The organism is Faunimonas sp. B44, from assembly GCF_052655945.1.
Map to the genome: position 1 here is coordinate 1 of NZ_JBQYEX010000010.1, position 21142 is coordinate 21142.

19 protein-coding genes and 1 other annotated feature are annotated in these 21142 nt (G+C 69.4%); of the genes, 12 read left to right on the top strand and 7 right to left on the bottom strand.

What is annotated here, in order from left to right:
* Positions 1 to 729 precede the first annotated feature (729 nt).
* The gene (locus ACUN0C_RS15520; protein WP_445467301.1) at positions 730 to 1512 is read right to left on the bottom strand and encodes a 3-hydroxybutyrate dehydrogenase; all 783 of its coding nucleotides are present in this window, start codon (positions 1510 to 1512) and stop codon (positions 730 to 732) included.
* A gap of 120 nt (positions 1513 to 1632) precedes the next feature.
* Here ACUN0C_RS15520 and ispG point away from each other — a divergent pair, with 120 nt between their 5' ends.
* Positions 1633 to 2910: a flavodoxin-dependent (E)-4-hydroxy-3-methylbut-2-enyl-diphosphate synthase gene (ispG, locus tag ACUN0C_RS15525; protein WP_445467302.1), complete on the top strand. Its 1278-nt coding sequence runs from the start codon at positions 1633 to 1635 to the stop codon at positions 2908 to 2910.
* Between the two features lie 13 nt (positions 2911 to 2923).
* Here ispG and ACUN0C_RS15530 read toward each other — a convergent pair whose 3' ends face one another.
* On the bottom strand, positions 2924 to 3457 hold the full coding sequence (locus ACUN0C_RS15530) for a DUF6790 family protein (RefSeq protein WP_445467303.1): 534 nt from the start codon (positions 3455 to 3457) through the stop codon (positions 2924 to 2926).
* Between the two features lie 89 nt (positions 3458 to 3546).
* Here ACUN0C_RS15530 and ACUN0C_RS15535 point away from each other — a divergent pair, with 89 nt between their 5' ends.
* Positions 3547 to 4197: a DNA-3-methyladenine glycosylase family protein gene (locus tag ACUN0C_RS15535; protein ID WP_445467304.1), complete on the top strand. Its 651-nt coding sequence runs from the start codon at positions 3547 to 3549 to the stop codon at positions 4195 to 4197.
* A 9-nt stretch (positions 4198 to 4206) separates the two neighbouring features.
* A complete protein-coding gene (locus ACUN0C_RS15540; RefSeq protein WP_445467305.1) occupies positions 4207 to 4854 on the top strand; it encodes an alpha/beta hydrolase in 648 nt (215 codons plus the stop codon).
* A gap of 65 nt (positions 4855 to 4919) precedes the next feature.
* Here ACUN0C_RS15540 and ACUN0C_RS15545 read toward each other — a convergent pair whose 3' ends face one another.
* Positions 4920 to 6125, bottom strand: a complete 1206-nt coding sequence (locus ACUN0C_RS15545) for a reverse transcriptase domain-containing protein (RefSeq protein WP_445467306.1) — start codon at positions 6123 to 6125, stop codon at positions 4920 to 4922.
* 1155 nt (positions 6126 to 7280) lie between these two features.
* Between ACUN0C_RS15545 and ACUN0C_RS15550 the strand changes: the two genes are divergently transcribed.
* The 5 genes from ACUN0C_RS15550 to ACUN0C_RS15570 all read left to right on the top strand — a co-directional run bounded on the left by ACUN0C_RS15550 (position 7281) and on the right by ACUN0C_RS15570 (position 12212).
* The gene (locus ACUN0C_RS15550; protein WP_445467307.1) at positions 7281 to 8081 is read left to right on the top strand and encodes a DUF1269 domain-containing protein; all 801 of its coding nucleotides are present in this window, start codon (positions 7281 to 7283) and stop codon (positions 8079 to 8081) included.
* Positions 8082 to 8199: 118 nt separating this feature from the next.
* Entirely contained in the window at positions 8200 to 8811 is a 612-nt protein-coding gene (locus ACUN0C_RS15555; protein WP_445467308.1) for a hypothetical protein, read from the top strand.
* Between the two features lie 208 nt (positions 8812 to 9019).
* Positions 9020 to 9072: a sequence feature (sul1 is cis-regulatory element that is thought to sense ions involved in sulfur or methionine metabolism; They are found in Alphaproteobacteria), on the top strand.
* 62 nt (positions 9073 to 9134) lie between these two features.
* Positions 9135 to 10619 (top strand): SulP family inorganic anion transporter, encoded by a 1485-nt coding sequence (locus ACUN0C_RS15560; protein ID WP_445467309.1) that lies wholly within the window; start codon positions 9135 to 9137, stop codon positions 10617 to 10619.
* Positions 10620 to 10632: 13 nt separating this feature from the next.
* Positions 10633 to 11484: a universal stress protein gene (locus tag ACUN0C_RS15565; RefSeq protein WP_445467310.1), complete on the top strand. Its 852-nt coding sequence runs from the start codon at positions 10633 to 10635 to the stop codon at positions 11482 to 11484.
* Positions 11485 to 11654: 170 nt separating this feature from the next.
* The gene (locus ACUN0C_RS15570; RefSeq protein ID WP_445467311.1) at positions 11655 to 12212 is read left to right on the top strand and encodes an HNH endonuclease; all 558 of its coding nucleotides are present in this window, start codon (positions 11655 to 11657) and stop codon (positions 12210 to 12212) included.
* Here ACUN0C_RS15570 and ACUN0C_RS15575 read toward each other — a convergent pair.
* Together ACUN0C_RS15575 and ACUN0C_RS15580 are read right to left on the bottom strand one after the other, a co-directional pair.
* The gene (locus ACUN0C_RS15575; protein WP_445467312.1) at positions 12185 to 12718 is read right to left on the bottom strand and encodes a disulfide bond formation protein B; all 534 of its coding nucleotides are present in this window, start codon (positions 12716 to 12718) and stop codon (positions 12185 to 12187) included. The two genes, ACUN0C_RS15570 and ACUN0C_RS15575, sit on opposite strands and share 28 nt — an antisense overlap.
* Before the next feature lie 47 nt (positions 12719 to 12765).
* Positions 12766 to 13347, bottom strand: coding sequence for a YqaA family protein (locus tag ACUN0C_RS15580; RefSeq protein ID WP_445467313.1), 582 nt, complete (start codon positions 13345 to 13347; stop codon positions 12766 to 12768).
* A 205-nt stretch (positions 13348 to 13552) separates the two neighbouring features.
* Here ACUN0C_RS15580 and ACUN0C_RS15585 point away from each other — a divergent pair, with 205 nt between their 5' ends.
* The 3 genes from ACUN0C_RS15585 to ACUN0C_RS15595 are packed head-to-tail and all read left to right on the top strand — an operon-like array spanning position 13553 to position 16682.
* Positions 13553 to 14758 (top strand): aspartate aminotransferase family protein, encoded by a 1206-nt coding sequence (locus ACUN0C_RS15585; RefSeq protein WP_445467314.1) that lies wholly within the window; start codon positions 13553 to 13555, stop codon positions 14756 to 14758.
* Positions 14755 to 15693: an ornithine carbamoyltransferase gene (gene argF / locus ACUN0C_RS15590; protein ID WP_445467315.1), complete on the top strand. Its 939-nt coding sequence runs from the start codon at positions 14755 to 14757 to the stop codon at positions 15691 to 15693. Before ACUN0C_RS15585 ends, argF begins: the two co-directional genes overlap by 4 nt.
* Positions 15693 to 16682 carry an Hsp33 family molecular chaperone gene (locus ACUN0C_RS15595; RefSeq protein ID WP_445467316.1) on the top strand — a complete coding sequence of 330 codons (990 nt, stop codon included), beginning with the start codon at positions 15693 to 15695 and terminating at the stop codon, positions 16680 to 16682. The genes argF and ACUN0C_RS15595 overlap by 1 nt, the downstream gene beginning before the upstream one ends.
* Before the next feature lie 4 nt (positions 16683 to 16686).
* On the opposite strand, the gene apaG is transcribed toward ACUN0C_RS15595, so the two are convergent.
* Together apaG and ACUN0C_RS15605 are read right to left on the bottom strand one after the other, a co-directional pair.
* Positions 16687 to 17079, bottom strand: a complete 393-nt coding sequence (gene apaG / locus ACUN0C_RS15600; protein ID WP_445467317.1) for a Co2+/Mg2+ efflux protein ApaG — start codon at positions 17077 to 17079, stop codon at positions 16687 to 16689.
* A gap of 132 nt (positions 17080 to 17211) precedes the next feature.
* A complete protein-coding gene (locus ACUN0C_RS15605) occupies positions 17212 to 17790 on the bottom strand; it encodes a phasin family protein (RefSeq protein WP_445467318.1) in 579 nt (192 codons plus the stop codon).
* Between the two features lie 245 nt (positions 17791 to 18035).
* Between ACUN0C_RS15605 and ACUN0C_RS15610 the strand changes: the two genes are divergently transcribed.
* Entirely contained in the window at positions 18036 to 21140 is a 3105-nt protein-coding gene (locus ACUN0C_RS15610; RefSeq protein WP_445467319.1) for an ATP-binding protein, read from the top strand.
* Positions 21141 to 21142: the final 2 nt, after the last annotated feature.

Genomic DNA, 21142 nt, shown 5'->3' on the forward strand with positions numbered 1-21142 from the left:
AAGCCGGAGGCGCCCGGAATTTCGGGAGGGGGGCTGGACCGCGCCAAGAGACGGGCGCTCGATGCCATGCGAAACGAGCGCTGACGCGGCTGCTGTTTCCCGGGATAGGTCCAGGCTCCATCGCAGCCACGGGGGCGGCGGCGGTGCACCGCCCCCCTCCCGAAAGCGGCTCCGCCGCTTTCGACCTCCCCGCGAGGGGGAGGTTGGGGCGCCGTGCCGTTTCGCGTGGTGCGGACGCGGCGGATGGTCCGCGTTTCCTCTCGCTCTGTCGTCATGCCCGGGCTTGACCCGGGCATCCAGCGCGGCCTCGCCGCAGGGGGCGCCGCTCGTGGATCGCCGGATCAAGTCCGGCGATGACGACAGAGTGTGGGGCGGGGGTGGTGCGGTCGACCCCCTGCGTTTCCTCTCGCGCTGTCGTCCTGCCCGGGCTTGACCCGGGCATCCAGCAGGCGGTGCCGCGGGGATGGCGCTGCTTGGATCGCCGGATCAAGTCCGGCGATGACGACAGGGGGTGGGGCGGGGGCGGTGCTGCTGACCCGCTGCGGCTCCTCTCGTTCTGTCGTCATGCCCGGGTTCGACCCGGGCATCCAGTGCGGCCGTGCCGCGGGGGAGGCGCAGCCGGATCGCCGGATCAAGTCCGGCGATGACGACAGAGAGTGGGGCGGGGGCGGTGCTGCTTGGATCGCCGGTCGATGCGCGGCGATGACAGGGATAGGGGCGCGGGTGAGCTCAGAGGGCGGTCCAGCCGCCGTCGACGGGGAGGGGGGTGCCGGTGATCTGGGCGGCGGCGTCGGAGCAAAGGAAGACGGCGAGGGCGCCGATGGCGGAGACCTCGACGAATTCCTTGGTGGGCTGGCGGGCGAGCATGACGTTGCGGATCACCTCGTCGCGGCCGAGGCCGTGCGCCTTCATCTGGTCCTCGACCTGGCCCTCCACGAGCGGCGTGCGCACATAGCCCGGGCAGATGGCGTTGCAGGTGGTGCCGGCCTCGGCGAGCTCGAGCGCGACGGTGCGGGTCAGCCCGATCAGGCCGTGCTTGGCGGCGACGTAGGCGGACTTGTAGGGCGAGGCGGTGAGCCCGTGCGCCGAGGCGATGTTGACGATGCGGCCCCAGCCGGCCGCGCGCATGGCCGGCACCGCGGCGCGGATCGTGTGGAAGGCGGAGGAGAGGTTGACGGCGAGGATCGCGTCCCAGCGCTCCGGCGGGAAGTCCTCGATCCTGGCGACGTGCTGGATGCCGGCATTGTTGACGAGGATCTGGACGGGGCCGAAGGCGTCGGCCGCCGCCTCCACCAGGCGGACGCAGGCCGCGGGATCGGCCATGTCGGCCGCGACGTAGACCGCCTTCACGCCGTGCGCGCCCGCGACCCGCTCCGCCATCGCATGGTCCTCCGGGCGGTCGGTGAAGGAATTGAGCACGACGTTCGCGCCCGCGCCGGCCAGCGCCTCGGCGATGGCCAGCCCGATGCCGGAGGTCGACCCGGTCACGATCGCGGTCTTGTCGGAAAGCATCGCCGTCTTCTCCTCGTCTCGAAGAGCGCATATCTATTGCAGCGCAGCAGGGAAGGCCATCGGGCCGACCGGCGCGGGCCGCGTTGACTTCGGGCGCCGCCTTCGCCACCTCAAGCCGTAATGAACGGGGATCCGATGCACGCGCACGCCATCCATGCCGGGCCGAGCCCGCGTCGCAGCACCGTCGCGGTCGACGTCGGCGGCGTCACAGTCGGCGGCGGCGCCCCGGTCGTCGTGCAGTCGATGACGAACACCGACACGGCGGACGTGGAGAGGACGGTCGCCCAGGTCGCCGCGCTCGCCCGCGCCGGCTCCGAGATCGTGCGCATCACGGTCGACCGCGACGAGGCGGCGGCGGCCGTGCCGCACATCCGCGAGCGGCTCGACCGGATGGGCGTCACCGTGCCGCTCGTCGGCGACTTCCACTTTATCGGCCACAAGCTGCTGGCCGACCATCCGGCCTGCGCCGAGGCGCTCGAGAAGTACCGCATCAATCCCGGCAATGTCGGCTTCCGCGAGAAGCGCGACCGGCAGTTCGCGGCGATCGTGGAGACGGCGATCTCGCACGGCAAGACGGTCCGGATCGGGGTGAACTGGGGCTCGCTCGACCAGGCGCTGCTGACGCGGCTGATGGACGAGAACGCGGCGTCGGCCGCGCCGCTCACGGCAGCCGCGGTGACGCGCGAGGCGATGGTGCGCTCGGCGCTCATCTCCGCCGAGCAGGCGGAGGAGATCGGGCTTGCCCGCAACCGCATCATCCTCTCCGCCAAGGTCAGCCAGGTGCAGGAGCTGATCGCCGTCTACCGGATGCTCGCGGCGCGCACCGACCACGCGCTCCATCTCGGCCTGACGGAGGCCGGCATGGGCTCGAAGGGCATCGTCGCCTCGTCGGCGGCGATGGGCATCCTGCTCCAGGACGGGATCGGCGACACGATCCGCGTCTCGCTGACGCCGGAGCCGGGCGGCGACCGGACGCTGGAGGTGAAGGTCGCGCAGGAGCTCCTGCAGACCATGGGCTTCCGCGCCTTCGTGCCGGTGGTGGCGGCCTGCCCGGGCTGCGGGCGGACGACCTCGACGCTCTTCCAGGAGCTCGCCAAGGAGATCCAGGACAACATCGCGGAACGCATGCCGGTGTGGCGCGAGACCTATCCGGGCGTGGAGGCGCTGCAGGTCGCGGTGATGGGCTGCATCGTGAACGGGCCGGGGGAATCGAAGCACGCCGACATCGGCATCTCGCTGCCGGGCACGGGCGAGACGCCGGCGGCGCCGGTCTTCATCGACGGCAGGAAGGCGATGACGCTGCGCGGAACGACGATCGCGGCCGAGTTCAAGCAGATCGTCGAGGACTACATCGAGAAGCGCTTCGGGCGCGCGCGCTCCGACATCGAGGCGGCGTGAGGCGGGACGCGCGTCACGCGGCGGGGGAGCGGCCGGTCTCGGCCGGGCGGCTCCAGCCATAGCGCCAGACATAGAGCGCGAGGCCGATGATCGGGCCGAAGATGTCGGTCCAGAAGATGACGCCCGCATTGCCGGGCGCGAAATTGCCGGCCGTCACCATCTGGTAGACATGGCCGCCGGCCGCACCCCACAGGAAGAAGGCGGGCCCGAGGATCGCCGCGAGGCGCATGCCCCGGCTGCCGTGGAAGGCGAGGAGCCCGACGACCGCGAAGCCGAGGCTCGCGAAGCCGACCTCGGCCTGGAACGGGCTGTCCTCCCAGCCGATGAAGCGGGCCGTCATCGCGCCGAAGAAGACGTGCATGACGAAATTGTAGAAGAAGGCGATGGCGATCGAGAAGAGCAGATAGAAGGCGAGGAAGGCCTCCGCCGGCTGGCTGGAATGGCGCGGCCGGTGCTCGGCCGCGAGCGCGACGAGGGCCGCGAGCGCGCCGAGGATCAGCACCGTCAGCGTGAAGTTCTCCAGCGCAAGCCGGATCGCCGTCTCCATTCGAAATCCCCCGTTTCCGCCCCGCTCCGGGCGGCGCTATGTTCCCGGCCGGTTGCTAAGGAATCCTGAAACGGCAGGCGTGGCAAGCGATGCGGACGATCGGGGAAGCGGCGGACATCGAGGCGGGGCTTGAGGCGCTGACGGCGGCAGACCCGCGGCTCGCGCCCGTGCTCGCGGCGGCGGGCGAGGTGCCGCTCCGGCGGAATGCCGGCGGCTTCGAGGGGCTCGCCGCCATCATCACCTCGCAGCAGATCTCGAACGCCGCCGCCGACGCGATCTGGGGCAGGCTCCGGGCGGCGGTCGACCCGTTCACGCCGGACGCCTTCCTCGCCGCGGAGGCGGAGACGCTGAAGGCGGCGGGGCTGTCGCGGCCGAAGATCCGCACGCTGACAGCCTTCGCCGGCGCCTGCGCGGACGGCTTCGACGTCGAGGCGCTCGGCCTCATGCCGCCGGAGGAGGCGGTGGCGGCGATGGTCGTCCATCCCGGCATCGGGCGCTGGACGGCGGAGATCTACCTGCTCTTCTGCCTCGGGCACCCGGACGTCTTCCCGGCCGGCGACCTCGCGCTGCAGGCCGCGGTCGGCGACGCCTTCGCGCTCGAGGCGCGGCCGAACGAGAAGGCGCTGCGGGCGATCGCGGAGGCGTGGTCGCCCTGGCGCGGGGTCGCGGCGCGGCTCTTCTGGTCCTATTACCGGGTGCGGCGCGAGACCCGGTTGCGCGCCGCGCCCGACCTGCCTTAGCTAGCCGCCATGCTCGACGGACCCCGCATCGCGCCCGCTTCCGGCGGGCGGCCCCGCAGCCTCGTGATCTTCCTGCACGGCTACGGCGCCGACGGCCGCGACCTGATCGCGATCGGCCGGGAATGGGCGGGGCTCATGCCGCACACCGCCTTCGTCGCGCCCGACGCGCCGGACGCCTGCGCCGGCGCGCCGATGGGCCGGCAATGGTTCCCGCTCACCATGCGCGACCCGCGCGAATATGCCCGCGGCGTCGCGGCCGCGCAGCCCGGGCTCGACGCCTTCCTCGTCGCCGAGCTCGCCCGGCACGGGCTCTCGGAGGAGGCGGTCGCGCTGGTCGGCTTCAGCCAGGGCACGATGATGGCGCTCCATGTCGGCCCGCAGCGGCGGCGCCCGCTCGCCGGCATCCTCGGCTATTCGGGGCTGCTCGCCGACCCGCGCGCGCTGAAGGCGGACGGCATCAGCCGGCCGCCGGTCTTCCTCGTCCACGGCGACCGCGACGACCTCGTCCCCGTCGGCGCCGTCTTCACCGCCGCCCAGGCGCTCGCCGCGGCCGACATCCCGGTGCAATGGCACATCTCCGCCGGCGTGCCGCACGGCATCGGCCCCGACGGACTGGAGTTCGGCGGGGATTTTTTGCGGCGCGTGCTGCCGGGGTGAGGGGGTGTGTCGGAGTTTGATGTGAGCCAACTTAAAGAATCCGCCTGTGATGATAGTGGCCTTTATCAATCGGACAGGAGATGCACACCCAAGGCTCTGCGCTTCTGGGGAGCGCTGCACTTCGCAGTCGTCTGAGAATAGAAGTCTCTGAAATCCGCTAAGCGACGGTCTATTTCTCGATCCAGCCGTTCGAACACGTCGGGGCACTTGGAAATGCGGAATGATCGTCGCCAACCACGAACTACATGGTCGATCGCAACAAGGGTCTGAGCATAACAGCGATCCTGCCCGGTTAACTTTCGGTCTTTTGCGGCCTTTGCAATCGAGTGTTTGCCCACAGAAATTAAGTCATTGACTTGCTTCACTAGCCTAAGGTTGGCTGCATCAGCAGGCGGGTAGATGCCAGGTAGTAGTTTGTAACCTAAAAACACCCATCCATCGTCAACAGTTCCTATGAACGCTTTTGTAGGTGATTTGCAAGGATCATATATATCCATTCCTAATTCGGACAAATGGCGTTTCGCCCCCTCTAACGCTTTCCCAACAGCCGATCTTGATTTCCCCATTACTATAAAATCATCGATATAGCGGATGCAGGTTATGCCTCGCGCATTCATCTGCCGATCGAAACGCTCGAGGACGATATTGCCGGCGAGTGCCGAAAGGGGGCAGCCCTGCGCCACGCCGTCCTTCCCAGTCGGGAAGAGCTTGCGATCATCCTCGCTCAGCTTGTCTGCATTTGAAAGTTCGACGGTGAGCGCACAATCGACAAGCTGAACGAATTCGGGCTCGACGGATCCTCGTGTCAAAAAATCGATCACATCGGGCCGCGAAATTTTCGTGAAGAACCCCGAAATGTCAGACCCGGCGACATATCGGTCGCCCGCCTTAACGCGCTCATCGAATAACTTTATCGCATGGTCCACGCCGCGGCCACGGATGCCGCCGACCGACGTGGGCGTTTTCAGGACACTCTGGACGGCAGAGATTTCTGTAGCGTCTTGAAGAACGTCGAGGATCGCACGTTGGACAATCCGATCCTCCAAAGGCGCGACGACGATCGGCCTCTTTCCCGGCTTGCCACCGCCCTTGGGTGGGGTTGCACCGTAAGCTTTGTCAAAGTGGTAGCCATCGCGGAGCCGACGCTGAAGCTTGCTAAGGTTGGATGGCAAGTTCTCACCGAACTTGCGTGCATTCAGCTTCGTTGTCTTCTGCTGCGATGTCTCAGCATTCCGCCGAATGGCATGCCACGCGGCCAACAACACGGGCATCGAGCGAACACGCTTGCAGAGCGTCGTTCCCTTGGACCTAGCTCTGGGGCCTGCCGACAAAGTTATCCCCCGGCCAGGTGTGTCCTTCAAGCGAAGCCCCGACGCCGATAGACGGCGAGGCATCGACCTGCACCGCGAAGCTCATCGCCCCGCGATGGTCCCCGCCTCTCGGACCTGCACCCGTTACGGGCCAAGCGAGAATAAGGGCCAGTGACAAAACGGCTGCCGTTCTCAGGCTTGTCGCCAGAGTAACCGACACCGAGAAAACTCCGCGGACGCGCATGGTAACTCCCCCTTCCAGCTTAGCAGCTTTTTGGGCGCGTCAAGTCCTTGCGCGGCTCCCCGCCCTGGCGGACATTTAAGTTCGGAGACTGTTCGACAGGCCGCCATAGACGGAACACCAGTCTCGCACATGTCAGCCGGGGCGTGCGGGCGTCCTTCAAGCGAAGCCCCGACGCCTATAGACGGCGAGGCATCGACCTGCACCGCGAAGCTCATCGCCCCGCGATGGTCCCCGCCTCTCGGACCTGCACCCGTTACGGGCCAAGCGAGAATAAGGGCCAAGTCAGCACCTTCAACTTACCCGATTGCGAATGAGAAGGAAAGGTGAACATTCCCAGCTCGGTCGCCGCAAACCGCAAAAGCGGGGATTCTACGGAGAAATATCCCCAGAATTCGTCAGTTGGGCTCGCGTATCGGCGGCTCAGGCTCGGATTGGAAGCCGTCTGCACTCATAGAGCGGCGGTTCGCCCCCCCAACTTCTCAAGGATGACACGGGCGTTATCGACTATGGCGTCGGCCGAGTGGGGTCGGGCTTCGGTGAAACGGCACGCGGCATGACGATAGGCGTGGCGCCCGATGCCGAACCGGTCGTGGATGTGGCGCGGAAAGGCGGGCGGTGCGGGGGCTCGGGGGCGCCGCCGGAGCGCGGTCGGCGGGGGCGGGGCGGGGGCCCGGCGCGAAAGGTGACCGGGGGTTGATCCATGTCAAGGTGAGTTCACGCTCGAGCGGCATTCTGGATCCGTCCCGGTCCGGAAATCGGCGGCGCCCTCGAGGTCCGTGAGGAGCCTCGAAGGACGAGGGCCGGCGCCGGCATGATGCTCGGGCGCCCGCGGACCGTGGACCATTCGACCGCTCCTCACGGGATGCGCAGCAATGAGCAAGTTCGTGGTCATCGTGTTTCCTGGTGAGGCGCAGGCCTACGAGGGCACGCGCGTGCTGACCGAACTCCATGCCGAAGGCAGCGTGACGCTCTACGGCATGGCGGTCATCGCGAAGGACGCGGCAGGCCATTCATCGATCAAGGCGGAAGCCGATGCCGGCCCGCTCGGAACCGCCGTCGGCGCCCTCGTCGGCGGCCTTCTCGGCGTGATCGGCGGACCGGTCGGCGTGCTCGCCGGCGCGGCCGGCGGGACGCTGATGGGAAGCGTGGTCGACATCGTCAATTACGGCGTCGGCGAGGACTTCGTGGTGCAGGTTTCCGAGGAGCTCGGCGCAGGCAAGACCGCAATCGTCGCCGAGCTCGTGGAGAACTGGACGACGCCGCTGGATGCGCGGATGGAAGCCCTGGGCGGCACCGTGCTGCGGACCTGGCGCGCGGACTTCGAGGACGAGCAAGTCGCCAAGGAGGTGACCGCACTCAGGGCCGATCTCGAACAGCTGAGAGCCGAATATGCCGAGGCGCGCGAGGAGGCGAGAGCCGCGATCAAGGCGAAGCTGGACCAGGCGGAGAGCGATCTCGAAGCGGCCGAAGAGAGACTCGAGGCCAGACTGGAAGCCTTGAAGGCGGAGGTGAACGCCAAGGTGGCTGCGCTCGAAAAGCAGCTCGTCGAGGCGCACGCGGATGCCAAGGAGAAGATCAGGCGGAACATCGCCGCCATCCGGGCCGACTACGAGGCCCGTTCCGCCAAGCTGAAGCAGGCGTGGGCGCTCGCGAAGGAAGCGCTCGCCGCCTGAGGCAGCCGACGAGATCCGGCGGGCCGGCCGGCGAGGCCCGGCCCCCGGCCACACGGGATCCGACATGGCGCCCGCCGCCTTGCGGACCATTCACAGTCCACGCGAGCCGGAGGCTTTCATGCCGGAGCAAAGCAGCATGCACGACTATCTGAACTGGACGAAGGAGCGGATCGACGAGATGGACGCCACGCTCGCCGCGCTCGAAGGCAAGGCGGCGGAGGTCAAGGCCGAGTCCCAGGCCATGACCGAGGAGGCGGTCGCCGAACTGACGAAGCAGCGCGATGGGTTCCAGGCGCAGGCCAGGGCGCTGGCCGAAGCGGGCGGATCGGCGCTGCTGGCCGGCAAGGGGCAGCTGGAAGCGCAGTGGCGCGACTTCGAAGCCCGGGTGAAGGCCTATTTCGAGACGGTCGGGAAGCAGATCGGACAGCAGCAGGCGACGTTCCAGGAGATCGCCGCAGCGCAGGTGAAGGCCTGGCGCGAAGCAGCCGAGACGTTCAACGGCGAAGCCGCCAAGCTCGCGGCTGCGAAGCGCGCCGACGTGGACGCCGCCGTCAAGCAGATGAAGGCGGACGCGGCGGAGGCGGAGGCCCGGCTCCGGACGCTGAAGCAGGCCGGCAGCGAATCCTGGGCGGCGATGAGTGCGGCCCTCGCAGAATCGCGCAAGGCCTTCGACCAGGCCAACCAGAAGGCGTGGGAGGCCCTCAAGCGCGCCACGCCCCCGTCCGCCTGAGCCGGCCGCCCCGGCCGCCCTCCGCGGGCGCGACGGATCCGGAGCGCCGCCTGCGGATGCGCTCCGGACCGACGACCTTGCCGGGTCCCGCTCCGGCGGCGACAGGTCCGGCCCGGGCGAACGAAGCTGCCCGGTGCAAGCAGGGCTGACCTGCAGGCGCCTTTTCGCCTTGCATTCGGCTGCCGCGAAGCTATCCGTGCGGCTTCAGTTCGGATCCCGCAATGCGGGTGGCTCTTCCGGCCGCCGATCCGCCGGACAATCCTCACACCCTGTGAGACGACAGCCGGCGCGCGGGGACGACCCGCGCCGCCCGCCAGGACCCCATGATCAGTTTCGACGCCTACCGCAGCCAGTGGCTGGGCAACATCCGCGGCGACCTGCTTTCGGGCATCGTCGTTGCCCTGGCGCTCATACCCGAAGCCATCGCCTTCTCCATCATCGCCGGGGTCGACCCGAAGGTCGGCCTCTACGCATCCTTCTCGATCGCCGTGATAACCGCCATCGCCGGCGGCCGCCCCGGCATGATCTCCGCCGCGACGGCCGCAACCGCGGTGCTGATGGTCACTCTCGTGCGCGACCACGGCCTGGAGTACCTGCTCGCAACCACCGTGCTGGCGGGCCTCCTCCAGATCGCCGCGGGGGTCGCCCGCCTCGGGCGGCTCATGCGCTTCGTCTCGCGATCGGTGATGACGGGCTTCGTGAACGCCCTCGCCATCCTGATCTTCATCGCTCAGATTCCGGAGCTCGTGGGCGTGCCCTGGCTGACCTACCCCCTGGTCGCCGGCGGCCTCGCGATCATCTACCTGTTCCCGCTGCTCACCAAGGCCGTTCCTTCGCCACTCGTCACCATCGTCGTGCTGACGGTGCTGGCGATCGTCTTCGGCTGGGACGTCCGCACGGTGGGGGACATGGGGGCTCTGCCCGACACGCTCCCGATGTTCCTCATCCCCGGCGTGCCGCTCACGCTCGAGACGCTGACGATCATCCTGCCCTATGCCGCCGCGGTCGCGGTGGTCGGGCTGCTCGAAAGCCTGATGACGGGGCAGATCGTCGATGACCTCACCGATACGCCGTCGAACCGGAACCAGGAATGCATCGGCCAGGGCCTGGCGAACACCGCGACCGGCTTCATCGGCGGCATGGCCGGCTGCGCGATGATCGGCCAGTCGATCATCAACATCAAGTCGGGCGGGCGCGGGCGCCTTTCCTGCTTCGCAGCCGGCGTCTTCCTCCTCTTCATAGTGGTGGCGCTCGGCGACCTCGTCGCGCAGATCCCGATGGCCGCGCTCGTGGCCATCATGATCATGGTCTCCATCGGGACGTTCTCATGGTCGTCCATCAAGCAGCTGCGGACGCACCCCAAATCCTCCTCCGTCGTCATGCTCGCCACCGTCGCGGCCGTGGTCATGACGCACAACCTGGCGATCGGCGTGCTCGTCGGCGTCCTGCTCTCCGGCATCTTCTTCGCCGCCAAGATCGCCCAGCTCTTCCGCGTCCACTCGACGCTCTCGGGAGACGGGCGCGTGCGGACCTATCACGTCGAGGGGCAGCTCTTCTTCGCCTCCGCCGAAGACTTCATGAAGGCGTTCGATTTCAAGGAAGCCCTCGAGCGCGTCGTGATCGACGTCAACAAGGCGCACATCTGGGACATCTCGTCGGTCGCGGCCCTCGACATGGCGGTCCTCAAGTTTCGCCGCGACGGCTCGGAGGTCGAGATCGTCGGGATGGACGAGGCCTCGGAGACCATCGTCGACCGGCTTGCAATCCACGACAAGCCCGGCGCGATGGACAAGCTCATGGCACATTAGGAGAGTGGGTCTCATGACGCGCAAGATGATCGCCCTCATCGACGGCTCCATCTATTCGGAGAGCGTCTGCAACCACGCCGCCTGGATCGCCAGCCGCACCGGGCTCGCCGTCGAGCTCATGCATGTGCTCGGCCGCCGCGAGACGGCCAGCGGCGACGACCTTTCAGGCTCGATCGCCCTCGGCGCGCGGAGTGCGCTCCTCCAGGAACTCACGGCGCTCGACGAACGGCGCGCCAAGCTCGCCGTGCAGCGGGGCCGCGCCATCCTGGATGACGCCAAAGCCATCCTCGACAAGGCCGGGGTCGCTGCCTCCATCCATCTGCGCCACGGCGATCTCCTGGAAGCGATCGCCGAGAAGGAGGCAGAGGCCGAGCTGCTCCTCATCGGCAAGCGCGGGGAGGCGGCGGACTTCGCCAAGGGCCATTTGGGCTCCAACCTCGAACGCGTCATGCGCGCCGTGAGCAAGCCCCTCTTCGTTGCATCGCGGGCCTTCCGCCCGATCGAGCGGGTGCTCGTCGCTTATGACGGCAGCGCGAGCGCCATGCGGGCGCTCAAATACGTCGCGGAGAGCCCCCTCTACAGGAATCTGAGCGTGAAGGTGGTCACCGCCGGAACTGCCACGGAAGCCGTGCAAAAGGGTTTGGCTGACGCGCAGGCGGTGCTCGCCGGCGCGGGGATCGAGGCGGAGAGCGCGATCCTTCCCGGGCCGCCGGACGAAGCGCTCGGCAGGCTCGTCGAGGACGGGCCGTTCGGGCACCTGGTCATGGGCGCGTCCGGGCACAGCCGCCTGCGCGCCCTCTTCGTCGGCTCCACCAGCCTGGAGATGCTCCGCAGCTGCAGGGTTCCGATCCTGCTGGTGCGGTGATCCGGGGCGGCCGGAGAGCGAGGAGCACCGCTGGAACCCTCCAGCCTCCGCAGCGGAGCCGACCGGCGGTGGAGGCCCCGCAACCCCCTGCTTCACAAGGATGACACAGGCGCTGTAGACTATGGCCGTCGATCGAAGTGGAATCAGCCTTCGGTGAAACGACACGCGGCATGACGATACACGTATCGCCCGATGCGCATCCGGCTCTGGTGCTGAACGCCGACTACCGGCCTCTCAGCTATTACCCGCTCTCGCTCTGGTCCTGGCAGGACGCCATCAAGGCCGTGTTCCTCGACCGCGTGAACATCGTCTCCGAATACGATTTCCTGGTGCGAAGTCCGCGCTTCGAGATGCGCCTGCCGAGCGTCGTCTCGCTCCGCCACTACATCAAGCCGAGCCGCAACCCCGCCTTCACCCGCTTCAACGTCTTCCTGCGCGACCGCTTCCAGTGCCAGTATTGCGGCTCGCCCGACGACCTCACCTTCGACCACCTCGTGCCGCGCTCGCGCGGCGGGCAGACGACCTGGGGCAACGTCATCACCGCCTGCTCGCCCTGCAACCTCAGGAAGGGCAACAAATCGTGCCGGGACGCCGGCCTCTTCCCGATGCAGATGCCCTACGAGCCGAGCGTCCACGATTTGCACAATAACGGCCGGCTGTTCCCGCCCAACTATCTCCACGAGAGCTGGTTCGACTATCTCTACTGGGACGTCGAGCTCGAGCCGTAGAGGCCGCGGATCGCGAGAAGCGCGCCGAGGGCGAGCGCGGCGGAGACGATCACGTTCCATCCCGCAAACGAGAGGCCGAGGAAGCGCCAGACCGCCTCGGTGCAGCTCGGGCCGCGCATGCCCGCCTGCAGGCTCTGCAGCATCGCGCCGGCGCTGCCCGGCGCGCCGCCGGCCGGTGCGCAGCCCGCCGGCCCCGCCCACAGGCCCCATTCGACGCCGGAATGATAGACCGCGAGGCCGAGCCCATAGAGCATCAGGCCGGCGAAGAGCGCGAAGAGGAGGGCGGCGAGCGCGCGCGGCCAGCGGAGCCGCGTCGCGGCGAGGGCGGCGAGCGCGACCGGCACGCCGAGATAATAGGGCCAGCGCTGCTCCAGGCAGAGCGCGCAGGGCGCGTAGCCGCCGATATACTCGAAGCCGAGCGCGCCGAGGATGGTCGCGGCGGAGACGAGGACGAGGAGGAGCGCGAGGTTCGCCGGGCGGGCGGCGCGCGCTGCGGAGGTGGGCATGGGCGAAGACGTCGAAGGCATGGGCAGGATATGGGGGCGGTGGCGCGTCAGGCCACGAACTTCACGAGCACGAAGCCGCCGATGAGAAGCACCAGCGACAGGGTGAAGACGAGGCCGAGGCGCTCCTCGATGAAGCGGCGGATCGGCGGTCCGTAGAGATAGAGGAGGCCGGCGACCGCATAGAACCGGATGCCGCGCGCGACGAGGCTCGCCACGATGAAGATCGGGAGCGACAGCTGCGTCGCGCCGGAGGCGATGGTGATGACCTTGAACGGGAACGGCGTGACGCCGGCGAAGAGCACGGCCCAGGCGCCCCAGCGATTGTAGGCGTCGGCGAACTGCTGGAACCTGTCGGCATAGCCGTAGAGGGCGAGGATCGGCTGGGCGACCAGCTCGAAGAGGAGCGCGCCGATGAGATAGCCGGCGAGGCCGCCCAGCACCGAGGTGACGGTGCAGACGAAGGCGTAGCGCCAGGCGCGGGCGCGGTTGGCGAGCACCATCGGCACCAGCAGCGCGTCGGGCGGGATCGGGAAGACCGAGCTCTCGATGAAGGAGACGGTGCCGAGCGCGGTGCTCGCATTGCGGCTCTCGGCAAGCCGCATGGTCCATTCGTAGAGGGGGCGGAGCATCTCTTCCCGGCGCAGTTCGCGTCGCGCCGGCTCTATCCTGTTCGCGGGCGCGAGGCCAGCGGCGGGTTCGCCGCAGCCGCGGCCAGATCGGGAGAAGCTGAGCCGGCGATGTGCGGTATTTGCACATTCCGCGGCGCGCATGATACATTCGCGCCGTCTTGGGAGCCGCCCGCGGGCGGCTTTTTGATTTCCAGCAGGCAGTGCAATGTCCAAAGAGGCCGTTCCGGAGTCCGCTCTCTATTCCACCTATGCCCGCGCCGATCTCTCCTTCGATCGCGGCGAGGGCTCCTGGCTGGTGGCGACCGACGGGCGACGCTATCTCGACTTCATGGGCGGCATCGCCGTGAACAGCCTCGGCCACGCCCATCCGCACCTCGTCGCGGCGCTGAAGGCGCAGGCCGAGAAGCTCTGGCACGTCTCCAACATCTTCGAGATCGAAGGCCAGCGGCGCCTCGCCGAGCGGCTCGCGGCCGCGACCTTCGCCGACCGGGTGTTCTTCGCCAATTCCGGCGCCGAGGCGATCGAATGCGCGATCAAGACGACGCGGCGCTTCCACTACGTGAACGGCCGGCCGGAGCGCTACCGGCTGGTGACGTTCGAGGGCGCGTTCCACGGGCGCACGCTCGCGGCGATCGCCGCCGGCGGGCAGAAGAAGTACCTCGAGGGCTTCGGGCCGCCGGTGCCGGGCTTCGACCAGGTGCCGTTCGGCGACCGCGAGGCGGTCGAGGCGGCGATCGGGCCGGAGACGGCGGGCATCCTGATCGAGCCGATCCAGGGCGAGGGCGGCATTCGCGCCTTCCCGCCGGAGGAATTGCGCTTCCTGCGCGCGCTCTGCGACGAGCACGGCCTGCTCCTCGTGCTCGACGAGATCCAGACCGGGATCGGCCGCACCGGCCGGCTCTTCGCGCATGAATGGGCGGGGATCACGCCCGACGTGATGGCGATCGCCAAGGGGATCGGCGGCGGCTTCCCGCTCGGCGCCTGCCTCGCCACGGAGGCGGCGGCGGCCGGCATGTCGGCCGGCACCCACGGCACGACGTTCGGCGGCAACCTGCTCGCCATGGCGGTCGGCAACGCCGTGCTCGACGTCGTGCTGGAGGACGGGTTCCTCGAACGCGTGCGGCAGACCGGCCTCCTGCTGAAGCAGAAGCTCGCCGGCCTGGTCGACGCGCATGGCGGGGTGGTCGAGGAGATCCGCGGCGAGGGCCTGATGCTCGGCATCAAGTGCCGGGCGCCGAACGCCGAGGTCGCCGCCGCGGCGCGCGAGGAGGGGCTGCTCCTGGTGGCCGCCGGCGACAACGTGGTGCGGCTCCTGCCGGCGCTCACCGTCGGCGAGGCGGAGGTCACGGAGGCGGTCGTCCGCCTCGACCGCGCGCTCGGCCGGCTCGCCAAGCGGGAGGCGGCGGAATGACCGCGCACGATGCGCGGCTGCGGCAGCCGCGGCACTTCCTCGACCTCTGCGAGATGCAATCGGCGACGCTCCGCGCGATCCTCGACGACAGCCGCCGGATGAAGGCGGACCCGGACGGCGCGACGCGCGGGCCGTTCGCCGGGCGGACGCTCGCCATGATCTTCGAGCGGCCGTCGACGCGGACCCGCGTCTCGTTCGACGTCGCCATGCGCCAGCTCGGCGGCGAGACGATCGTGCTCACCGGCGAGGAGATGCAGCTCGGCCGCGGCGAGACGATCGGCGACACGGCGCGCGTGCTGTCGCGCTACGTCGACGCGATCATGATCCGCATCCTCGACCACGAGGCCCTGCTGGAACTCGCCGCCAACGCCACCGTTCCGGTCATCAACGGGCTGACGCAGAAGTCGCATCCCTGCCAGATCATGGCCGACCTGATGACGTTCGAGGAGCATCGCGGGCCGGTGAAGGGCCGCAAGATCGCCTGGTCGGGCGATTCCAACAACGTGCTCGCCTCCTGGGTCCACGCGGCGCCGCATTTCGGCTTCCGCTTCGACGTGGCGACGCCGCCGGAGCTCGCGCCGGAGGCGGAGCTGATCGAATGGGCGGCGCGCTCCGGCGCGGACGTCCGGTTCGGCTTCGATCCCGAAGCGGCCGTCGCCGATGCCGATTGCGTGGTGACCGACACCTGGGTGTCGATGGGCGACGACGAGGCCGAGCGCCGGCACAACCTCCTGCAGCCCTACCAGGTCAACCGGCGCCTGATGGAGCGTGCCGGCAGGGACGCCATCTTCATGCACTGCCTGCCCGCCCATCGCGGCGAGGAGGTGACGGCCGAAATCTTCGACGGGCCGCAATCGGTGGTGTTCGACGAGGCCGAGAACCGCCTGCACGCGCAGAAGGGCATCCTCGCCTGGTGCCTCGGAGCGTCGGCCTGATGGCGGAGGCGACCGGGCACAGGGAGACCGACGATCGCGCCCTGCCGTTCCAGGTCGAGGGGCTCGACGTGCGCGGGCGGGTCGTCACGCTCGGGCCTTCGATCGACGCGATCCTGAGCCGGCACGACTTTCCGCGCCCGGTGAAGGTTCTCGTCGGCGAGGCGGCGGTGCTCGCCTCGCTGCTCGCGACGTCGCTCAAGGATGTCGGCCGCTTCATCCTGCAGACGCAGACCGACGGGCCGGTGTCGATGATCGTGGTCGACGTCAGGACGCCGGGCGAGATCCGGGCGACGGCGACCTTCGACGCGGCGGCGGTGAGCGCGGCGGAATCGGACGGGCGGGCGAACGCTGCGAACCTGCTCGGCCGCGGCACGCTCGCCATGACCATCGAGCAGGGCCGGACGCAGCAGCGCTACCAGGGCTACGTGCCGCTCGAGGCGGACAGCCTGGAGGAGGCGGCGCACACCTATTTCCGGCAATCGGAGCAGATCCCGACGCGGATCCGGCTGGCGGTGGCGGAGATGTTCGAGCGCGACCCGGCGGGTGCGGCGCGCCAGAGCTGGCGGGCGGGCGGCATCATCGGGCAGTTCCTGCCGGACTCGCAGGACCGCCTGCCGATCCGCGACCTGCCCGGCGGCGACGCGCCGGAGGGCGCGGAGGCGGAATTCCACGAGGAGGAGGACGACGACGCCTGGCGCGAGGCGGCGGCGCTCCTCGACACTGTGGAGGACCACGAGCTGACCGACCCGGACATCGCGGCCGAGCGGCTGCTCTACCGGCTGTTCCACGAGCGCGGCGTGCGCGTCTTCGAGCCGATCGAGCTGCAGGACCGCTGCTCGTGCTCGCGCGAGCGGATCGAGCAGGTGCTCGGCCAGTTCTCGCCGGAGGAGATCGAGGAATTGACGGTCGACGGGCAGATCGACGTCCGCTGCGAGTTCTGCGGCCTGCACTATGCCTTCGACCCGAAGCAGTTCCTGCCGAAGGGCTGAAGCCTCAGTTCAGGATCGGGCGGGCGTCCGGCAGGTCGAGCGAGAAGGCGGGAATCGCGATGCTGATCGTCTCGCCGTCGGGCCCGCGTGCCTGATAGGAGCCGACCATTATGCCGGACGGGGTCTGGAGCGGGCAGCCGCTGGTGTAGGTGAAGCGCTCGCCGGGCTCGATGACCGGCTGCTCGCCGACGATGCCCGTGCCGCGGACATCCTGCCGCCGGCCGTCCTGGTCGGTGATCACCCAATGGCGGGCGACGATCTGCACGGCGCTGTCGCCGTGGTTCTCGATGGCGACCGTGTAGGACCAGAAGAAGCGCCGCTCCCCCGGGTCGGATTCGTCCTCGAGATATTTCGGGTCCACCGTGACCCGAACCCCGTTGCTCACTTCTGAATACATTTCAGATCACCGCCATCACGGGAGCCGGTTTGCGCGTCCTTGCCGAACAACGCAAGACGCGGTTCGCGGTGCCCTCGCAACAAAAAAAGGGGCCCGGATGAACCGGACCCCGCGACCCGCTTCGCCGATCGCTCACGCGACCTGGCGGAACTCTCCGACGGTCTTGCTGACCACCGACTTCGCCGGCTCGGCGGCTTCCTGGGCGACCTTGGTCCAGGTGCCCTGGACGTCCTTGGCGTAGCCGACCAGGAACTCCATGCGCTCGCGCAGGAAGGTGCTCTGGATCTGCATCGCGTCGGCGACCGAGTTCACGGCGAGGAGCTGGCGGGCGAGCTCGAAGCTGGCGTCGGCGTTCGCCTTGGCCGCATCGAGCGCCTTCATGTTCAGCTCGAGCACGCCGTTGCGCGTGGTCTCGAAGGTGTCTCCGAGCGCCGTCGTGGCGTCTTCGGTGGCGGTCTTCACGCGTGCATAGAAGTCGCGCGTCTGGCTGATGTTGCGGTCGGTCAGCGACCTGAACATCTCGGGCAGGTCGAAGGCGGCGGCCTGGAAGCTCTCCGCGGCCGCACTCGGCGCGGCCTTAGCGGCGGTTTCGGCTGCCGGCGCTGCGGTGTCGGCGGCCGCGTTCACCGCCGCTGCAGCCTGTTCGCCGGCTTCCTGCAGGACGGCCTTGGCGCTGCGGCCCGTCTTGGTGGTCGGCACGGGATCGGCCATGGCAAGTTCTCCTGTGTGGTCGGGGGGCGTGCGGGATGCTCGTCCCGACGCCTACCCGATGCATATAGGGCGGCGTTTTGTGCAGTGCAACATAAATTGTGCCCTGCGGCAGGATCGGCGCCCACGACGTTAACCAGTGCGGCCGAAAGCAGCACGGAAAGCGGCTTCCGCACTGGCCTGAGCCCCGTCTCTCGCGTAACGTTCCATTAACCACTCAGGGAACCGGATCCGAGGCGCGATCCATGATGCACTGGCGCGATTCCGCGCTCGCCTTCAGCGGAATGCCGGAGCTTTCCGAGCGGCTCCTCTCGGCCGTTCCGACGTGGCTCTGGTCCATGGAGGGCCAGAGGGTGCTGTGGGCCAATCCCGCCGGCGGCGCCGAACTCGGCGCCGCGCAGTTCGCAGACCTCGCAGGGCGGCGCTTTCCCGTCAACCATCCGCTCCGGCGGGATGTGGAAAGCGTGGCGCGCATCGCCGGCGAGGCAGGGACCCTGGCGAGGCTTCATCTTCCCGGGCGGGCGGTCCCGCTCCTCTGCCGGGCGTGGAGGGTCCGCACGCCGGTCGGCGATTCGGCGCTCCTGATCGAGGCGCTGGGCGCGGCGGCGCGGAAGGAACACGGCGAGTCGGCGCTCGTCAGGTTCTTCTCGGGCTCGGGCTTCGAGGCCCTGCTGCTCGAGCCCGGCGGCGAAGGCGGCGGCGATCGCCAGCCCGCGGCGGATCCCGGTGGGCTCGACCGCGAGGCGGTGACACTGCGATTGGGCGGCCGACCAGTTCAGCTCCACATCGCCGAGAGCCGTTTGCACGAGCTGCGCGAGGCGCCGGCGGCGGACGGCTGGCCGGCGGCTGCGGCGCCGACGGAAACGCTCGAAGACGCGCCGTCAGGACCCGGTGAGCCCGGACCCGACGTCCCCGAGCCGGCGCCCGCGCCGGTCACGCCCGAGCCAGATTCCGTCCCGGAGCCCGGCCCGCAGCCCGAGATCCCCGATGCGCCTCCGCCCGGGCCGGAAGTCCCGCACGAGCCGGAGCCCGATGTGGCGCCGGAGCCGGGGCCGGGACCGGAAATCCCGAACGCGCCGCCGGCCGGGCCGGAGATCCCCGGGACGCCGGCAGGGCCGGAGGTGCCGGCGCCGCCCGGAATGGAGGGTGCGGACCAATGGTCGGCCCGCCTGCGCGGGCGCGAAGGGCTCCATCCGCTCGCCGGGCGCTGGGAGGAGCCGGAGCCGCAGCGCAGGCTCGTCCGGTTCCTCTGGCAGACGGATGCGGCCGACCGCTTCCTGTTCGTCTCGCCGGGGCTCGCCGAACTCGTCGGCCGGAACGCCGAGGTGGTCGGCGAGCGCTGGAGCGAGGCCGCCGACCGGCTGCGGCTCGATCCGCCGATGCGGATCGCCCGTGCGCTCCGGCAGCGCGACACGTGGAGCGGGCTGACCGTATGGTGGCCGGTCGAGGGCAGCGGCGTCCGCGTCCCCGCGGAGCTCACCGGCCTGCCCGTCTTCGGCATCGACCAGTCGTTCCAGGGCTATCGCGGCTTCGGGGTCCTCAAGCCGGCCGAGGCCCTGATGCCGGCGGCGTTCGAGGCGCGCTTCGGCGTGGAGGGGCCCGTCGCGCCCGCCGTGCAGCAGCCGAGCTACGAAGAGGCGGCGCCGTCGCAGCCGGCGAAGGTCGTGCCGATCCGCGCCGACATCGACCGGCTTCCGGAGTTCGCGCGGCTGTCCGCTCACGAGCGGAGCGCGTTCGAGGAGATCGCGGCGGCGCTGCAGGCGCGCATCGAGGTGCCCATGCGCCGCCGGTCCGACGCGGACGGCGCGAGCCGGTTCGCCGAGCGGGTGCATGGCGGGGACGCAGGAACGGCCGCCACCGGCCCGGGACCGGAGCGGCGCGAGGGCGCGCAGCCCGGCGATCACCAGGCGCACGGCCAGGAGGGCGAAGGCGGCGGGACGACCGGCCGAGTGCTGCATCTCTTCCCCGTCGATACGCCGCTCGGCGATCCCGGCGCCGAAGCGCCCTCGATGGCGGGCGCCGACGAGGACGGGATGCGCGACACCGGCGCGGGTACGGAGCGCCCGGCGGCGGCACCGCGGACGGTCGACGGACGCGACGCCGGTCCGGGCGGCCCCGCATCGGCCGAGTGGGACGTCATAGCCGACGTCGATCTCCAGCCGTTTTCGGCCGACGAGGGCGGCGAGCCGATCGCCGCGCCCCTCGCACAGGCGGTGCCGGAGCGCGCTGGCGACGCCGACCAGCGGATCCGCGAACTGGCGGCGATCCTCGACACGGCGACCGACGGCGTGGTGATCCTGGACGGGTTCGGGCTCATCGAGAGCCTGAACGCGAGCGCGGAGGCGCTGTTCGGGCTCGCCAGCGCGGAGGCGGCCGGACGGCCGTTCGGCGATCTGCTGACGGAAGAAGGCCGGGCCGTCGCCTTCGACTATCTCGAGCACATCGCGAAGGGCGGCGTCGCGAGCCTCCTCAACGCAGGGCGGGAAGTGGATGCCCGCGTCGGGGCGGCAACGCTGCCCCTGTTCATGACGATGGGACGGCTATCGGACGGCGAGCCGGGGCGGTTCTGCGCCGTGCTCCGCGACATCACACCGTGGAAGCGCGCCGAGGCCGACCTCGTCGCAGCGCGCAAGAAGGCCGAGGCCGCCTCGACGCAGAAATCCGAGTTCCTGGCCCGCGTGAGCCACGAGATCCGCACGCCGCTCAACGCGATCATCGGCTTCGCCGAGGTGATGATAGAGGAGCGCTTCGGGCCTATCGAGAACGAGAAGTACCGCGAATACCTGCGCGACATCCGCCGGAGCTCGGAGCATGTCGTCAGCCTCGTCAACGACCTGCTCGACATCTCGAAGATCGAGGCGGGCAAGCTGGAACTGAGCTTCGAGGCGGTGCCGATCAACGAGCTCCTGCGCGACTGCATCGCGCTCATGCAGCCGCAGGCCAACCGTTCGCACGTGATCCTCAGGTCGAGCCTGTCGGGGGAGGTGCCGCCGGTCATGGCCGATGCCCGGACCCTGCGCCAGATCGTGCTGAACCTGCTCTCCAACTCGGTGAAGTTCACCGGCCCGGGCGGACAGGTGATCGCCTCGACGAGCGTCACGGAAGAGGGCGAGGCCGTGCTCCGGGTGCGCGACACCGGGGAAGGCATGAGCGAGGTCGAGCTGGAGCGGGCGATGGAGCCATTCCGGCAGCTCACGACGGCGACGATCAGCCGATCCGGAACCGGGCTCGGGCTCCCGCTCACCAAGGCGCTGGTCGAGGCGAACCGCGCGAGCTTCTCGATCCGCAGCGCGCCGGGCGAGGGCACGATCGTGAAGATCGTCTTCCCGGCGACGCGCGTTCTGGCGAGCTGACG

What these genes read in the sequence shown, in the direction of transcription:
- ACUN0C_RS15565 (WP_445467310.1), top strand. Translation starts at nt 10,633, where the DNA reads ATGACGCGCAAGATGATCGCCCTCATCGACGGCTCCATCTATTCGGAG.
- ACUN0C_RS15530 (WP_445467303.1), bottom strand. Translation starts at nt 3,457, where the DNA reads ATGGAGACGGCGATCCGGCTTGCGCTGGAGAACTTCACGCTGACGGTG.
- ACUN0C_RS15570 (WP_445467311.1), top strand. Translation starts at nt 11,655, where the DNA reads ATGACGATACACGTATCGCCCGATGCGCATCCGGCTCTGGTGCTGAAC.
- ACUN0C_RS15585 (WP_445467314.1), top strand. Translation starts at nt 13,553, where the DNA reads ATGTCCAAAGAGGCCGTTCCGGAGTCCGCTCTCTATTCCACCTATGCC.
- ACUN0C_RS15555 (WP_445467308.1), top strand. Translation starts at nt 8,200, where the DNA reads ATGCCGGAGCAAAGCAGCATGCACGACTATCTGAACTGGACGAAGGAG.
- ACUN0C_RS15605 (WP_445467318.1), bottom strand. Translation starts at nt 17,790, where the DNA reads ATGGCCGATCCCGTGCCGACCACCAAGACGGGCCGCAGCGCCAAGGCC.
- ACUN0C_RS15575 (WP_445467312.1), bottom strand. Translation starts at nt 12,718, where the DNA reads ATGCCCACCTCCGCAGCGCGCGCCGCCCGCCCGGCGAACCTCGCGCTC.
- ACUN0C_RS15535 (WP_445467304.1), top strand. Translation starts at nt 3,547, where the DNA reads ATGCGGACGATCGGGGAAGCGGCGGACATCGAGGCGGGGCTTGAGGCG.
- ACUN0C_RS15540 (WP_445467305.1), top strand. Translation starts at nt 4,207, where the DNA reads ATGCTCGACGGACCCCGCATCGCGCCCGCTTCCGGCGGGCGGCCCCGC.
- ACUN0C_RS15545 (WP_445467306.1), bottom strand. Translation starts at nt 6,125, where the DNA reads ATGCCCGTGTTGTTGGCCGCGTGGCATGCCATTCGGCGGAATGCTGAG.
- ACUN0C_RS15610 (WP_445467319.1), top strand. Translation starts at nt 18,036, where the DNA reads ATGCACTGGCGCGATTCCGCGCTCGCCTTCAGCGGAATGCCGGAGCTT.
- ACUN0C_RS15595 (WP_445467316.1), top strand. Translation starts at nt 15,693, where the DNA reads ATGGCGGAGGCGACCGGGCACAGGGAGACCGACGATCGCGCCCTGCCG.
- ACUN0C_RS15520 (WP_445467301.1), bottom strand. Translation starts at nt 1,512, where the DNA reads ATGCTTTCCGACAAGACCGCGATCGTGACCGGGTCGACCTCCGGCATC.
- ACUN0C_RS15580 (WP_445467313.1), bottom strand. Translation starts at nt 13,347, where the DNA reads ATGCTCCGCCCCCTCTACGAATGGACCATGCGGCTTGCCGAGAGCCGC.
- ACUN0C_RS15560 (WP_445467309.1), top strand. Translation starts at nt 9,135, where the DNA reads ATGATCAGTTTCGACGCCTACCGCAGCCAGTGGCTGGGCAACATCCGC.
- argF (WP_445467315.1), top strand. Translation starts at nt 14,755, where the DNA reads ATGACCGCGCACGATGCGCGGCTGCGGCAGCCGCGGCACTTCCTCGAC.
- ispG (WP_445467302.1), top strand. Translation starts at nt 1,633, where the DNA reads ATGAACGGGGATCCGATGCACGCGCACGCCATCCATGCCGGGCCGAGC.
- ACUN0C_RS15550 (WP_445467307.1), top strand. Translation starts at nt 7,281, where the DNA reads ATGAGCAAGTTCGTGGTCATCGTGTTTCCTGGTGAGGCGCAGGCCTAC.
- apaG (WP_445467317.1), bottom strand. Translation starts at nt 17,079, where the DNA reads ATGTATTCAGAAGTGAGCAACGGGGTTCGGGTCACGGTGGACCCGAAA.